The sequence below is a fragment of the Microbacterium sp. AISO3 genome, from assembly GCF_002204305.1.
GTDB classification, from domain to species: Bacteria; Actinomycetota; Actinomycetes; order Actinomycetales; family Microbacteriaceae; genus Microbacterium; species Microbacterium arborescens.
Genome location: NZ_NHRF01000010.1, coordinates 58,215 through 72,809, shown reverse-complemented (window position 1 = coordinate 72,809; position 14,595 = coordinate 58,215). Strand labels below are relative to the sequence as shown.

The window sequence follows — 14,595 nt, the reverse complement described above, 5'->3', positions numbered from 1 at the left end:
CGATAGTGTCGGGGCCGTGAGCGAGATCCCAGCCAGCGTCACCCCATCGTCTCCGGCGGCCGGCGCCGCCCCCGCCCTCGAACTGCTCGGCCTGGTCAAGAGGTTCGGTGAGAAGGTCGCCGTCGACGGCATCGACCTCGTCGTCCCGTCCGGCTCGTTCTACGGTCTCGTCGGGCCGAACGGCGCGGGCAAGACGACGAGCCTCTCCATGGCCACGGGACTGCTGCGCCCGGATGCCGGTACCGCGCGCGTCCACGGGATCGACGTGTGGCGCGACCCGGTGGCCGCCAAGCGTACGATCGGCAACCTCGCCGACGGCGTGCGGCTCTTCGACCGGCTGACGGGGGAGCAGCTCATCACCTATACCGCGATGATGTTCGGGCTGCCCCGGCCCGAGATCGCACCACGCGTGTCGGACCTGCTCGACCTCATGGACCTGCGCGGCGCAGCCGGGACGATCGTCGCGGACTACTCCGCGGGTATGACCAAGAAGGTCGCGCTCGCGTGCGCCCTCGTGCACGCCCCGCGCCTGCTCGTTCTCGATGAGCCCTTCGAGTCGGTCGACCCGGTGTCGGCCGCGAACATCGAGGACGTCCTGCGCAGCTACACCAGCTCGGGCGGCTCGGTGATCGTCTCGAGCCACTCGATGGATCTCGTCCAGCGCATGTGCGACCACGTCGCCGTCATCGCCGCAGGCCGGGTGCTCGCGGCCGGCACGATCGACGAGGTGCGCGCCGGCGAGAGCCTGCAGGACCGCTTCGTCTCGCTCGTCGGCGGACGCCACCAGTCGGAGGGACCGCAGTGGTTGCGACAGTCCTGAAGCTGCGTTACCGCGTTCTCGGCAACACGCTCGCCCGTCGACCCTGGCAGCTCGTCGGCTTCATCCTCGGATCGCTCTGGGGCCTCAGCATCCTCGGCGGGCTCGTCGCCGCGCTCATCGCGCTGTCGATCTTCGAGAATCTCGAGGTCGCGTCGGTCGTCGCCGTCCTCGGCGGCTCGGCGCTGATCCTCGGCTGGCTCATCGGCCCGATCCTCATCGCCGGGCTCGACAGCACCGTCGACGCCGTGCGTCTCGCACCGTTCCCGCTGACCCGTCGTCAGGTCATGCTCGCTCTCGCGGGCACCGGCCTCACCGGCATCCCGGGAATCGTCACCACCGTCGCCGCCCTCGCGACGCTCATCGTGTGGGTGCGCTGGCCGCTCGCGGCGGTCGTCGCCGTGCCGACGGTGCTGCTCGGCGTCCTGACCTGCGTGCTGGCGTCACGCCTCATGGGCGAGCTGTCCGGTGGCATGGGCGGTCGCCGTTCACGCGAGATCATCGGCACTGTCGTGCTCGTCGTGCTCATCCTCACCGGCCCCATCCTCACCGGCATCGTGGCTCTGCTCGACCAGGCGGGCGGCGACCTGTGGGCGCGGATCCAGCAGGCGGCGGGCATCCTCGCCTGGACACCGCTGGGTGCCGCCTGGTCGGTCGCGCCGAGCGTCGCGGCAGGCCAATGGCTTCCGGCGCTCGCCAGCACCGCGATCGCCCTCGTGACCCTCGTCGTGCTGTGGATCGTATGGGAGCGCGTCATCGAGACGGCCGTGTCGTCGCCGCGCCAGCGCGCGACCCGAGCCGTCGCCGCCGGCAAGCTCGGCCTGTTCGGCGTCATGCCGACCGGTGGCGTCGGCGCGACGTGGGCGCGATCCCTCTCGGGATGGCTGCGCGATCCCCGGTACCTGCGGCAGCTCATCGTCATCCCGCTGTTCCCGGTGCTGTTCGCCTTCACGGGCGGAACCGACGGCTTCATGTTCCTCATCTCGCCGGTGCTCGCCGCACTCGTCATGGCGGCGGTGGGCTACGCCGATGTGTCGTTCGACGGCACCGCTTTCGGGACCACCCTCGCCACGGGCATCTCCGGGCGCGCCGACCGGCTGGGCCGTCTGCTCGGTGCCGCCTGCGTCGGCATCCCGCTCATCGTGGTCATCGCGGTCGCGACCGCGCTCGTCTCCGGTGACGCGGCGCACCTTCCCGCCGTGCTCGGCGCGGCCCTCGGCGTGCTGCTCGCCGGGTACGGCGCCTGCGCTGTGTCGTCGGCGCTCATCGTGACCCCGGTGCCCGCGCCCGGTGACAGCCCGTTCAAGAGCACGCCGGGTCAGAACTCCATCGTGGGCCTGCTGGTCTTCGTCGTGTGGGCCGCGGTGATCGCGCTGTCGCTGCCGGCCATCGTGCCGGCGATCGTCAACGCGGTGACGGGAGATGCGATGTGGGGCTGGATCGCGCTGGCGGTCGGTGTCCTCTTCGGCGCCGTCGTCGCGGTCGTCGGGGTTCTGGTCGGCGGACGCACGCTCGAGCGGACCGGCCCCAACTTGCTCGTGCGCATCAAGTCGTTCCCCACCTGAGCGGCCCCGGGGCGGACGCGAGTCCCGGTCGGCTCAGCGGTAACGGCGGCCCTCGTCGCGTCGGTACAGCCACACGACGAGGGCTCCCAGCGCGACCGTCCACGCGATGATGCCGAGGATCGCCCAGAGCGGCACCTCGGTGCCCGTCGCGACCCCGACGACGATCTCGCGGGCCTGACGGATCGGCAGGACCGACGAGGCGGTGTCGAGCCAGGAGGGGAAGAGCTCCGGAGGCAGGAAGAGGCCGCCGCCGAAGGCGAGCAGGAACAGGGCGACCTGCGTGACGGCGATGGCTGCCTTCGGGCCCGTCGTGATCCCGATGATCGCGCCGATGAGCATCGGCGGCAGCGCCGTCGCGATGACGAGGACGATCGCCGCGAGCAGTCTCACCGGCTCGGGGCGCGCACTCGTGAAGACCGCGCCGACGATGAGCAGCGGCAGCATCGCCACGGTCGCGATCGCGAGGGTCGCGAGGATCAGGGCGCCGATGCGGGCCACCGGGCTGCCGGGGAGCGTGCGCAGGTAGGGGGTCCACGGCTTCGAGCGCTGCTCGGCGAGTTCGAGGCCCACGGAGAACAGCCCGGACGACATGAAGGCGAACACCACCATCGAGCAGACCGCGGCCGTCGCGACGGTGCTGTCGGCCACGATCGCGCGCTGCGGCAGCACGAAGAGGCAGAACGCGAGGGTGGGGAAGACGACGGACCCGATGACCGCGATCGGAACCCGTGCGGTCTCGATGAGGTTGTACTTGGTCGCGGTGAGGGTGAGCGAGAGCGAGGACATCAGGCGGCTTTCTCGGTGTGCGCGGACGTGGCGGTCAGGGTGAGGAACGCCTCTTCGAGGGTCGCTCCGCGCACCGCCAGATCTCGGAACGGCAGATCGGCGGCGACGAGCGAGCGGACGAGAGCGTCGGAGTCGCCGACGACGGCCGTCACGGCGTCGTCCGCGGTGGTGACGGATGCCTCGGGGTCGAGGCGCCGGATGTCGTCGGCCGAGACCCCGCGCAGGGTGACGCGGCGTCGCGAGACGTTCGACACGACGGCCGCGAGCGTGTCGTCGGTGCGGACGACGCCGTCATCGATGACGACGACGCGGTGTGCGAGCTGTTCGATCTCCTCGAGGTGGTGGCTCGTGACCACGACGGCGCACCCGGCGGCGTGCCGGGCGCGGACGGCATCCCACAGCGCTCGCCGGGCGTCGACGTCGAGACCCGTCGTGGGCTCGTCGAGCAGCACGAGGTCGGGGTCGCCGGCGAAGGCCAGCGCGACTGCGACCCGCCGCTGCTGGCCGCCTGACAGGCCGCCGCACTGCTGACGCAGCAGGGGGCCGAGGTCGAACTCGTCGACGAGGCGGGAGCGGGGCGCGGGATGCGGGAAGTGCGACGCGACGAAATCGAGGACCTCGCTCACCCGGAGCGCGTCCGGCAGCGCCGTCGCCTGCGGAGTCGAACCGAGCCGCACGCGCGACGACGCGTCGCGCGGGTCGCCGCCGAACAGGCGCACCTCGCCGCTGGTCGGGGTGCGCAGGCCCTCGACGAGCGACAGGAGCGTGGTCTTGCCCGCGCCGTTCGGGCCGAGGAGTCCGACGCATTCGCCGGCGTGGATGTCGAGCGTCACTCCGGCCAGCGCGGTGACGTCGCCGAACCGCTTCACGAGGTCGCGGGTGCTGATGAGGGCGGTCATGATCCTCCTCCGAGGAGATCGAGCAGATGGCTGCGATAGGTGCGGAACGCCGCGCGCCCGGCGGGAGTGAGGGCGACGTAGGTCACGGGCTTGCGTCCGGCGAACGCCTTCGCGGTCTCGACGTAGCCCGCCGCCTCGAGCTTTGCGAGGTGGGTGGTGAGGTTGCCGGCGGTCATCCCCAGCAGTTTCTGCAGCACGGGGAACGTCACCTCGTCGCCGTCGGCGAGGGCCTCGTTCAGCGCGGTGACGATGCGCAGGCGGGCCGGGGCGTGGATGACCGGGTCGAGCTCGGTCATCGGGTGCCTTCCGCCGGAATGACGCCGCGCAGCATCAGGGTCGCGACGACGAGCATCGCGAGCGGGCCGACGGTCGCGTACACGAGGTAGTTGGTCGGCGTGCCCGCGTACGAGGCGACGATCGCGGTGGCGATCATGACGATGCCGAGCGCGTACTGCACGGGGGAGCGCCACAGCGCCCCGCCCGCCAGGTAGAGCACACCGACGAGCAGGACGAAGATCGCGGGGGAGAGCACCGCCATCACGGTGGCATCCGCGCCGGTGCGCTGCACAGCGCCGATGAGGAGCCCGGCCCCGAACATCGACAGCGTCCACGCCCAGCCGTACATCGCGCCGGCCAGGCGTGAGGGCCCCCGCACGCCTGCACCGGAGCGGATGCCGGCGACGGCGGAGACCACGATGCCCGTGATGAGCACCACGCCGAAGACGATCCACGCGGGTGTGGTCGGAATGCGGAACCAGGGGTTCCCGCCGCCGACCGCCGCGCTCCAGATCGCTCCGAACCCGATGATCCACGCCGCCGCCCACGTGATGAGCATCACCGCGTAGTTGCGGTTGACCCAGTGCGCGGTGCGCCGACGCTGGTCCTGCATGAGAGCGAGCATCGCCGCCGGGTCGGCCTGCTGCTCGTCATCCCTCGAATCGTGCTTCATGCAAACCACTTTGCACCGTAAACTGCATGGGGTCAACTCCACTCGGATACGGGGGATTTGGCGGATGCGGCGCGCGAGCGCTACTGTCGGCGCATGTCTTCGGCTTCGCAGCGCACCATCACGGTGCTTCGCGCGCGCCGACGTCTGGGCGACCGCCGACGCTAGGCGACCCTGCACGCTCCCGCATCCGCGGTCGAGCGCGTGGTGTCGCCGCCGCCGGTCCCCGTCGCCGCGAAGGCGACGTCATCCCAGACAATAAGGTGGAAGTCATGCCCCTCTCCGTCGCCGTCTCCGGCGCATCCGGATACGCGGGAGGCGAGATCCTGCGCCTGCTCGCCGCTCACCCCGAGGTCGAGATCCGCACCGTCACCGCGCACTCCAACGCCGGTCAGCCGCTCATCGATCACCAGCCGCACCTCCGCTCGCTGCGTCATCTCACGCTCCAGCCCTCGACGCCGGAGGTGCTGGCGGGGCACGACATCGTGTTCCTGGCCCTCCCGCACGGCCAGTCCGGCCAGTACACCGAGGCGCTCGCCGACACCGCCCTCGTGATCGACGCGGGCGCCGACCACCGGCTGACGTCGTCGGACGACTGGGATGCCTTCTACGGCGGCGACTTCCACGAGCCCTGGACCTACGGTGTGCCCGAGCTCCTCGTCGGAGGCGCGAGCGACACCGTCAAGCAGCGCGACAAGCTCGTCGGAGCCTCGCGCATCGCCGCTCCCGGGTGCAACGCCTCGACCGTGGCGCTGAGCCTCGCCCCGGGTGTCGCAGCCGGCGTCATCGACCCGGGTGACATCGTGAGCGTGCTGGCCGTCGGTCCGTCGGGCGCGGGCAAGAGCCTGAAGACGAACCTCCTCGCCGCCGAGATCCTCGGGTCGGCGAACCCCTACGCGATCGGCGGATCGCACCGCCACATCCCCGAGATCCGGCAGGCGCTGCGGGGAACGGGCGCGGCAGGCGACATCCGCATCTCGTTCACCCCCGTCCTGGTGCCGATGTCGCGCGGCATCCTGGCCACCTCGACCGCTCCGATCGCGGATGGTGTCTCGGACGCTCAGATCCGCGAGGCGTGGGAGAGCGCCTACGCCGACGAGCCCTTCGTGCAGCTGCTGCCCGAAGGCTCCTTCCCCCGGACAGCCGACGTCACCGGTGCGAACACCGCCCTCATGGGTCTCGCGATCGACCGGGCCGCGGGCCGCGTGGTCGTCGTGACCGCGGTCGACAACCTCGCCAAAGGCACCGCGGGTGCCGCCATCCAGTCGATGAACATCGCCCTCGGTCTCGCCGAGACCACGGGCCTGAGCGTGAACGGAGTCGCCCCGTGAGCGTCACCGCCCCCCAGGGATTCGAAGCCGCCGGTGTCGCCGCGGGCCTGAAGTCGACCGGAAAGCCCGACGTCGCCGTCGTCGTCAACCGTGGCCCCCTCAAGGTCGGTGCCGCGGTGTTCACCTCGAACCGCGCCAAGGCGAACCCGATCCTGTGGTCGCAGCAGGCGATCGCCGACGGTGTCGTCGAAGCCGTCGTCCTCAACTCCGGCGGAGCGAACTGCTTCACGGGCAGCTTCGGCTTCCAGACGACGCACCAGACCGCCGAGAAGGCGGGCGAGCTGCTGAATGTCGGCGCCGGCGACGTGCTCGTGTGCTCGACCGGTCTCATCGGAACGGGCGACGAGGTGTTCCGCGCCAAGGTGCTCGAGGGCACCACGGTGGCGATCGGCTCGCTCAGCCCCGAGGGCGGCGAGGACGCCTCGCTCGCGATCATGACCACCGACTCCCGGCCCAAGCGTGCCGTCGTCTCGCGCGGCGGCTGGACCATCGGGGCTATGGCGAAGGGCGCGGGGATGCTCGCGCCCGGCCTCGCGACGATGCTCGTCGTGATCACCACCGACGCCGTCCTCGACGCGGCGGAGGCGGATGCCGCGTTGCGCTCGGCCACCCGAACGAGTTTCGACCGGCTCGATTCCGACGGGTGCATGTCGACCAACGACCAGGTGACCCTCATGGTCAGCGGCGCGTCGGGCGTGACGCCGGATGCCGCCGACTTCGCCGCCGCGCTCGCCGAGGTCTGCCACGACCTCGCCGAGCAGCTGCAGGGCGACGCCGAGGGGGCGAGTCACGACATCACGATCGAGGTCGTCGGTGCCGCATCCGAAGAGGATGCTGTCGTCGTCGGACGCTCCGTCGCCCGCAACAACCTCTTCAAGGCCGCGATCTTCGGCAACGACCCGAACTGGGGCCGGGTCCTGGCCGCGATCGGCACGACGGATGCGGCCTTCGACCCCTACGACGTCGACGTCTCGTTCAACGGCGTGCGCGTGTGCACGGCCGGCGGCCCCGACCGCCCGCGTGAGGAGGTCGATCTGACGCCCCGCGCGACGCACATTCTCATCGACCTGAAGTCGGGCGACGCGACGGCGACGATCCTCACGAACGATCTCACGCACGACTACGTCCACGAGAACAGCGCTTACTCCTCATGAACGACATCGACCTCCAGTACACGACCCCCGAAGAGGCGGCGGCCAAAGCGGGCGTCCTCATCGAGTCGCTGCCGTGGCTGCAGCGCTTCCGCGATCAGATCATCGTCATCAAGTACGGCGGCAACGCGATGGTTTCCGAGGAGTTGCAGGAGTCGTTCGCGCAAGACATCGCCTACCTGCGCTTCGTCGGCGTGAAGCCCGTCGTCGTGCACGGCGGTGGCCCGCAGATCTCGAAGATGCTCAACCGGCTCTCGATCGAGAGCGAGTTCAAGGGCGGCTACCGGGTCACCAGCACCGAGGCGATCGACGTCGTCCGGATGGTGCTGACCGGGCAGATCAACCCGCAGCTCGTCGCCCGCATCAACGCGTACGGTCCGTTCGCCACGGGCCTGTCGGGCGAGGATGCCGGTCTGTTCGGCGGTCGCCGGCGCGGCGTCGTGATCGACGGCACCGAGCACGACCTCGGGCACGTCGGCGATGTCGTCGAGGTCGACCCGCAGCCGGTGCACGACCAGCTCGACGCCGGCCGCATCCCGGTCATCTCCTCGATCGCGCCCGACCTCGACAACCCCGGGCACTCGCTCAACGTCAACGCGGATGCCGCGGCCGCGGCGCTCGCGACGGCGCTCGGCGCGACGAAGCTCGTCGTCCTCACCGACGTGCCGGGCCTCTACGCCGACTGGCCCAACCGCGACTCGCTCGTCTCGCACCTGACGGCGACCGACCTGCGCGCGATGCTGCCGAAGCTCGAGTCGGGGATGATCCCGAAGATGCAGGCATGCCTCGACGCGGTCGACGGGGGAGTGGACACGGCGGCCATCATCGACGGACGCCAGCCCCACTCGGTGCTGGTCGAAGTCTTCACAGCACAGGGAATCGGTACGGAAGTGGTGGCGGGATGACGAACCCGACGATCCAGCAGACAACGCCCACATGGGCGGACGATGTCGATCGCGACCTCGTCCGCAGCGCCGGTGCGCGCCTCGCGCTGCTCGAGCGCGGCGAAGGAGCGTACGTGTGGGATGTCGACGGCAAGCGCTACCTCGACTTCCTCGCGGGCATCGCCGTCAACTCGCTCGGACACGCTCACCCGGTGTTCGTCGAGGCGGTCTCGCGGCAGGCGGCGACGCTCTCGCACGTCTCGAACTACTTCGCGACACCGCCGCAGCTCGCCCTCGCCGCGCAGCTGAAGCGTCTCGCGGGCACCGGCGACGCCGGACGCGTCTACTTCGGCAACTCCGGCGCCGAGGCGAACGAGGCGGCGTTCAAGCTCGCGCGACTGCACGGCGGCGCCGAGCGCCCCCGCATCCTCGCGCTGAAGGACGCGTTCCACGGCCGCACGATGGGCACCCTCGCCCTGACCGGCAAGCCGCAGATGCAGCAACCGTTCGAGCCGATGGTCCCCGGTGTCGAGAGCATCGACTCGACGGTCGAGGCCCTCGAAGCCGCGATGGACGATCGTGTCGCGGCGCTGTTCGTCGAGCCCATCAAGGGCGAGGCCGGGGTCATCCCGCTGCCCGAGGGCTACCTCGCGGCGGCGCGTGAGATCACGAAGCGTCACGGTGCGCTGCTGATCATCGACGAGATCCAGACCGGCGCCGGACGCACCGGCGCATGGTTCGCATTCCAGCACGCCGGCATCGAGCCCGACGCGATCACGGTCGCCAAGGGCATCGGCGGCGGGTTCCCGATCGGCGCTCTCATCACCTTCGCGAGTGCGAGCGACCTGTTCTACCCGGGCACGCACGGCTCGACCTTCGGTGGCAACCCGCTGGGCACCGCCGTCGCCTCGGCCGTCCTCGGCGAGATCGAGAACGGCGGGCTCGTCGACGCCGCAGCGACCCACGGCGCACGCCTGCGCCAGGTGCTCGAGACGATCGAATCGTCGCTCATCGAGGGCGTGCGCGGCCAGGGCCTGCTGCTGGGCGTCGGGCTGCGGCATCCGGTCGCCGGCGCCGTCGTCGCGGCGGCGCAGGAGCACGGCCTGATCGTCAATGCGGCGAACGACCGCACCGTGCGGATCGCTCCGCCGCTCACCATCGGCGACGTCGAGATCGACGAGTTCGCCGAGCTGTTCACCGCCGCGCTGCGCACCGTCGAGTCGGCCCTGCTTCTCGAGACCACGACCACGGAGGAATCCGCATGACCCGCCACCTGCTCCGCGACGACGACCTGAGCCCGGCCGAGCAGGCCGAGGTCCTCGACCTCGCGCTGTCGCTGAAGAAGGACCGCTGGAAGCTCAAGCCCCTCGAGGGCCCGCAGACCGTTGCGGTCATCTTCGACAAGTCGTCGACCCGCACGCGCGTCTCGTTCGCCGTCGGCATCGCCGACCTCGGTGGCTCGCCGCTGATCATCTCCACGGCCAACAGCCAGCTCGGCGGCAAGGAGACCCCCTCCGACACCGCACGCGTGCTCGAGCGGCAGGTCGCCGCGATCGTCTGGCGCACGTACGCGCAGTCGGGTCTCGAGGAGATGGCTCGCGGCACCCGCGTGCCGGTCGTCAACGCGCTGAGCGACGACTTCCACCCCTGCCAGCTGCTCGCCGACCTGCTGACCATCCGTGAGCACAAGGGCGACCTCGCCGGGCTCACCCTGTCGTTCTTCGGCGACGGGCAGTCGAACATGGGCCACTCGTACGTGCTCGCCGGCGTGACCGCGGGCATGCACGTCCGTGTCGCCTCGCCCGAGGGCTACGGTCCCCGTGAAGACGTCGTGGCCGACGCGCAGCGCATCGCGGCCCAGACGGGCGGATCGGTCACGATCCTCGTCGACCCGCTCGAAGCGGCATCCGGCGCCGACGTCATCGTGACCGACACCTGGGTGTCGATGGGCAAGGAAGAGGAGAAGATCGCACGCATCCGCGATCTGGGTGCGTACAAGGTGACGCAGCAGACGATGGATGCTGCCGCCGACGGCGCGATCTTCATGCATTGCCTGCCCGCCGACCGGGGCTACGAGGTCGACGCCGACGTCATCGACGGTTCGCACAGCGTCGTCTGGGACGAGGCCGAAAACCGCCTGCACGCGCAGAAGGCGCTGCTGGTCTGGCTGCTGCGTCAGCAGTGACCACGGCACGGTGAGGAGCGGCCGGTGCCGGGGATGAGCGAGATGCTGCGGCGCCGCTCGCTGTTCGCGCCCTCGCGCATCGACGGTATCGACCTCGCTCGCGGGCTCGCCGTGATCGGCATGCTCGCGGCGCACCTGCTCGCCATCCCCGACTTCGACTGGACGATCCCCTCCTCGTACGAGGGGATAGTCCACGGGCGGTCGTCCATCCTGTTCGCGACGCTCGCGGGTGTCTCGATCGGGCTCGTCAGTGGCGGCCCGGTTCCGCTGCGCGGCCCTCGACTCGAGACGACTCGTCTGCGCCTGCTCGTGCGCGCCGGGGCGATCTGGGTGATCGGCGTGCTGCTGCTGTTCCTCGCGGTGCCGGTGTACGTCATCCTTCCCGCCTACGCGCTGCTGTTCGTGATCGCCGCCGCCGTCCTGCCGCTGCGGGCGCGCACGTTGCTGATCGCCGCCGCGGTCGTCGGGCTCGTCGCGCCGTTCCCGCAAGCGGCGATCGACGGCCTGTCGTTCTGGTCGACACCCGAGGGCGTCGACGTCTCGAACGCCGTCGGGTGGCACTACCCGTTCCTGACCTGGATGGCGTTCGTCCTCGCGGGCATGGGGGCGGCGCGCCTCGACCTGCGCTCGCGCGCGACGCCGTGGCTCCTCGCGCTCGCCGGGCTCGCCCTGACGGCGGTCGGCGCCGCCCTCGACATCGTGTGGGGACGCTCCGAGGTCTTCGGTGAGACACCGTGGACCGGGGAAGCCCACTCATCCGGGCTGTTCGAGGTCATCGGATCCGGCGGCTTCGCCCTCCTCGTCATCGGTGTGTGCGTCCTCGTGTGCCGCACGCCTCTCACATGGATCGCGTTGCCACTGCGGGCGGTCGGCTCGATGCCGCTCACCGCCTACTCGGCGCAGATCGTCGTGTGGGCGCTCACCCGGCCTGCCGCCGAGCCCGGCGTGTTCGAACTCGATGCATACCGGGCCCTTGAGCCGTTCTGGCCGATGACCCTCGGCATCATCCTCGGGTGCACCGTCTGGGCGTTCCTCGTGGGACGCGGTCCGCTCGAGGCCGGGATCGACGCGCTCGCCCGGGTAACGGTCCGCGGTCGCGCGGACGCGCCGAGCGCGGCGATGCCGCCCCGATAGGCTGGAGCGATGAGCGCAGACACGTCAGGCGGCACGAACTCCGGGGCTCTCTGGGGAGCCCGCTTCGCCTCGGGCCCCGCGCCCGAGCTGGCCCGCCTGAGCCGATCGACGCATTTCGACTGGGCGCTCGCGGAGTACGACATCGCCGGATCGCACGCTCACGCGAAGGCGCTCGCCGCGGCCGGGTATCTCACGCCCGACGAGGAGAGCCGCATGCACGCGGGGCTCGACTCGGTGCTCGCCGCCGTGCGCGACGGCTCGCTGCAGCCTGCCCCCGGCGACGAAGACGTGCACGGCGCTCTCGAAGCCGCCCTCATCGCGACCGTCGGGCCGGAGCTGGGCGGCAAGCTGCGCGCCGGACGCAGCCGCAACGACCAGATCGCCACGCTCGTGCGCCTGTACCTGCTCGATCACGCCGAGGTCGTCGCCCGCGACATCCTGCGGGTGATCGACGCCATCGTCGGCCAGGCCGAGACCCACTCCCGCGCGATCATGCCCGGCCGCACCCACCTGCAGCACGCGCAGCCGGTGCTGCTCGCCCACCACCTGCAGGCCCACGCCTGGCCGCTGCTGCGCGACCTCGAGCGCCTGCGCGACTGGTCGGCGCGCGCCCGGGTCTCGCCCTACGGCGGGGGAGCGCTCGCCGGCGCGACCCTCGGGCTCGACCCGCAGCTCGTGGCCACGGAGCTCGGGCTCGACCGGCCAGCCGACAACTCGATCGACGGCACGTCATCGCGGGACGTCGTGGCCGAGTTCGCCTTCATCGCAGCCATGATCGGTGTCGATATCTCGCGGTTCGCCGAAGACATCATCATCTGGAACACCCGCGAGTTCGGCTTCGTCACGCTCGACGACGGCTACTCGACGGGGTCGAGCATCATGCCGCAGAAGAAGAACCCCGACATCGCCGAGCTCGCCCGGGGCAAGGCCGGCCGCGTGATCGGCAACCTCTCGGGTCTGCTCGCGACCCTCAAGGCGCTGCCGCTCGCGTACAACCGCGACCTGCAGGAGGACAAGGAGCCGGTCTTCGACTCGATCGAGACGCTCGAGGTCGTCCTGCCCGCATTCGCCGGCATGGTCGCGACGCTTCGCTTCGACGTCGACCGGATGGCCGAGCTCGCGCCGCAGGGGTTCTCGCTTGCGACCGATGTCGCCGAGTGGCTCGTCAAGCGCGGTGTGCCGTTCCGCGAGGCGCACGAGATCTCGGGCTCGCTCGTGCGGCTCTGCGAGGAGCGGGGCATCGAACTCCACGAGGCGACCGACGACGACCTCGCCTCGATGTCACAGCACCTGGCTCCGGAGGTTCGAGAGGTTCTCTCGCCCGAGGGATCTGTCGCGAGCCGTGACGGTATCGGCGGAACCGCTCCGGTGCGGGTCGACGAGCAGCGTGCTGCATTGATCGCTCGCGCTCAGCAGGCCGTGCGGGTGTGGCAGCTCTGATATCAGCCTCAGACTGATATCTCTCGAACATGAGCGAATGACTTATATCTCTGAAATATAAGTGATAACCTGATCGATATGTCGATCGCCGTGATCGCCGACATCGTCGGTTCCCGCCTGCTCGTGGATCGCAGCAGCACCCAGACGCGGATCGAAGCCGCGATGGCCGAGATCGATCGCGCGCTCCCCGTCGCCGCTTCGCCGATGCGTGCCACGTTCGCCGACGAGTTCCAGGCGGTCTTCGACGAGCTCGATGACGCGCTGGCCTGGCTTCTGCTTCTCCAGCTGGTCCTGCCCGATGAGGCGTCGCTGCGCTTCGGGCTGGGCATCGGCGACGTGGGGTCGGTCGCATCCGAGAGTGCGGACATCTCCGACGGGCCGGGCTGGTGGCGCGCGCGAGAGGCGATCGAACAGGTGCACGCGATGCAGGACCGCGCGGTTCCGCGCGCCCGCACCCGCATTGTCGGAGGGGAGGACGAGGATGTCGCCATGGCCGATCGCATCCGCTTCGCCAACGCCTACGCGCTCGCCCGCGACGAGATCGTCGGGGGCATGTCGGAGCGCGCCCGGCGCCTGACCTACGGCCGCTGCCTCGGACGCACCCAGGGCGCCCTCGCGAAGGAGGAGGGCATCACGCAGTCGGCGGTGTCGCAACTGCTCGCCTCGTCGGGAGCCCCCGCGGTCGTCGCCGGCTACGCGGCGCTGACGGAGCGCTCGTCGTGATCGGCGCGGGGCTCATCCTCCTCGGTGTCGGCGCGCTCGACCTCGCCCGCAAGCGGCTGTCGGGCGCGAAGCTCGGGATCGTGCTCGTGGTTCTCGGCGCCGCGCTGCTGCCCCTCGCCGCCTGGGCGGGCGCCGCGGCCTGGTGGTTCGCGGCCGTCGCGGTCGCAGCCGGATGGGCGGCGGTCACCTCGACGCGCGAGCCCACCCGGTGGGGACTGTGGCCCGCGGCGCTCCTGGCGGTCGTCGTGGCCGTGGCGGTCGCCCTCATCGGGGTGCGCGATGGCCAGGGGCCGCTCGAGAGGATCTGGCCGATCGACTCGCCGCTGGGCGTCGTGAGCCTCGACCTCGCCATCGCGCTGGCGGGCGCGTTGGTGTTCCTCGTCGAGTCGGGAAACGTCATAGTGCGGGCGTCGCTGCGGGGCGGTGTCGTGGCCGCCGAAGCGGCGAACGAGCTGAAGGGCGGGCGCATCATCGGCCCCCTCGAGCGCGTGCTCGTCTTCGCGCTCACCCTCACCGGGGCGTTCACGCTGCTGGCCGCCGTGCTCGCGGCGAAGGGCATCGTCCGCTTCCCCGAGATCTCGCGCGACCACGACGGGGGAGACCGCGCCGAGTACTTCCTCGTCGGAAGCCTCGTCAGCTGGGTCGTCGCCCTCGGCGCGGCCTTCCTCATCTGGTGGGGCACCGCCGTCTGACCGTCATCGAGGCGGGTCGCGCCGTGGGCCGCTGATAACCTG

Annotated in this window: 15 protein-coding genes; 11 read left to right on the top strand and 4 right to left on the bottom strand. The window is 70.8% G+C overall.

Annotated features, from left to right (window positions below):
- Nucleotides 1-16: 16 nt before the first annotated feature.
- Together CBF90_RS13960 and CBF90_RS13955 are read left to right on the top strand one after the other, a co-directional pair.
- The gene (locus CBF90_RS13960; protein WP_023951719.1) at nt 17-820 is read left to right on the top strand and encodes an ABC transporter ATP-binding protein; all 804 of its coding nucleotides are present in this window, start codon (nt 17-19) and stop codon (nt 818-820) included.
- Nucleotides 802-2,382: a hypothetical protein gene (locus CBF90_RS13955; RefSeq protein WP_023951717.1), complete on the top strand. Its 1,581-nt coding sequence runs from the start codon at nt 802-804 to the stop codon at nt 2,380-2,382. Before CBF90_RS13960 ends, CBF90_RS13955 begins: the two co-directional genes overlap by 19 nt.
- Before the next feature lie 33 nt (nt 2,383-2,415).
- Here CBF90_RS13955 and CBF90_RS13950 read toward each other — a convergent pair whose 3' ends face one another.
- Genes CBF90_RS13950 through CBF90_RS13935 form a run of 4 tightly spaced genes read right to left on the bottom strand, consistent with a single transcriptional unit; the run spans nt 2,416 to nt 5,016 of the window.
- On the bottom strand, nt 2,416-3,168 hold the full coding sequence (locus tag CBF90_RS13950) for an ABC transporter permease (protein ID WP_036304626.1): 753 nt from the start codon (nt 3,166-3,168) through the stop codon (nt 2,416-2,418).
- Nucleotides 3,168-4,067, bottom strand: a complete 900-nt coding sequence (locus CBF90_RS13945) for an ABC transporter ATP-binding protein (RefSeq protein ID WP_023951715.1) — start codon at nt 4,065-4,067, stop codon at nt 3,168-3,170. The genes CBF90_RS13950 and CBF90_RS13945 overlap by 1 nt, the downstream gene beginning before the upstream one ends.
- Nucleotides 4,064-4,363, bottom strand: coding sequence for a transcriptional regulator (locus CBF90_RS13940; protein WP_036304625.1), 300 nt, complete (start codon nt 4,361-4,363; stop codon nt 4,064-4,066). Before CBF90_RS13940 ends, CBF90_RS13945 begins: the two co-directional genes overlap by 4 nt.
- Nucleotides 4,360-5,016, bottom strand: coding sequence for a hypothetical protein (locus tag CBF90_RS13935; protein WP_088380877.1), 657 nt, complete (start codon nt 5,014-5,016; stop codon nt 4,360-4,362). The genes CBF90_RS13940 and CBF90_RS13935 overlap by 4 nt, the downstream gene beginning before the upstream one ends.
- Before the next feature lie 269 nt (nt 5,017-5,285).
- On the opposite strand from CBF90_RS13935, the gene argC reads away from it, so the two are divergent.
- The 9 genes from argC (at nt 5,286) to CBF90_RS13890 (ending at nt 14,553) form a co-directional block, all read left to right on the top strand.
- The gene (argC, locus tag CBF90_RS13930; RefSeq protein ID WP_023951713.1) at nt 5,286-6,344 is read left to right on the top strand and encodes an N-acetyl-gamma-glutamyl-phosphate reductase; all 1,059 of its coding nucleotides are present in this window, start codon (nt 5,286-5,288) and stop codon (nt 6,342-6,344) included.
- A complete protein-coding gene (argJ, locus tag CBF90_RS13925; protein ID WP_023951711.1) occupies nt 6,341-7,498 on the top strand; it encodes a bifunctional glutamate N-acetyltransferase/amino-acid acetyltransferase ArgJ in 1,158 nt (385 codons plus the stop codon). Before argC ends, argJ begins: the two co-directional genes overlap by 4 nt.
- A complete protein-coding gene (gene argB / locus CBF90_RS13920; RefSeq protein WP_023951709.1) occupies nt 7,495-8,400 on the top strand; it encodes an acetylglutamate kinase in 906 nt (301 codons plus the stop codon). Before argJ ends, argB begins: the two co-directional genes overlap by 4 nt.
- Nucleotides 8,397-9,644 (top strand): acetylornithine transaminase, encoded by a 1,248-nt coding sequence (locus tag CBF90_RS13915; protein ID WP_052007578.1) that lies wholly within the window; start codon nt 8,397-8,399, stop codon nt 9,642-9,644. The genes argB and CBF90_RS13915 overlap by 4 nt, the downstream gene beginning before the upstream one ends.
- Nucleotides 9,641-10,564: an ornithine carbamoyltransferase gene (argF, locus tag CBF90_RS13910; RefSeq protein ID WP_023951705.1), complete on the top strand. Its 924-nt coding sequence runs from the start codon at nt 9,641-9,643 to the stop codon at nt 10,562-10,564. Before CBF90_RS13915 ends, argF begins: the two co-directional genes overlap by 4 nt.
- Before the next feature lie 33 nt (nt 10,565-10,597).
- Nucleotides 10,598-11,698: a heparan-alpha-glucosaminide N-acetyltransferase domain-containing protein gene (locus CBF90_RS13905; RefSeq protein ID WP_052007577.1), complete on the top strand. Its 1,101-nt coding sequence runs from the start codon at nt 10,598-10,600 to the stop codon at nt 11,696-11,698.
- Nucleotides 11,699-11,707: 9 nt separating this feature from the next.
- Nucleotides 11,708-13,138 carry an argininosuccinate lyase gene (gene argH / locus CBF90_RS13900; RefSeq protein ID WP_023951701.1) on the top strand — a complete coding sequence of 477 codons (1,431 nt, stop codon included), beginning with the start codon at nt 11,708-11,710 and terminating at the stop codon, nt 13,136-13,138.
- A gap of 78 nt (nt 13,139-13,216) precedes the next feature.
- Entirely contained in the window at nt 13,217-13,861 is a 645-nt protein-coding gene (locus CBF90_RS13895; RefSeq protein WP_036304624.1) for a SatD family protein, read from the top strand.
- Nucleotides 13,858-14,553: a hypothetical protein gene (locus tag CBF90_RS13890; protein WP_088380876.1), complete on the top strand. Its 696-nt coding sequence runs from the start codon at nt 13,858-13,860 to the stop codon at nt 14,551-14,553. Before CBF90_RS13895 ends, CBF90_RS13890 begins: the two co-directional genes overlap by 4 nt.
- Nucleotides 14,554-14,595: the final 42 nt, after the last annotated feature.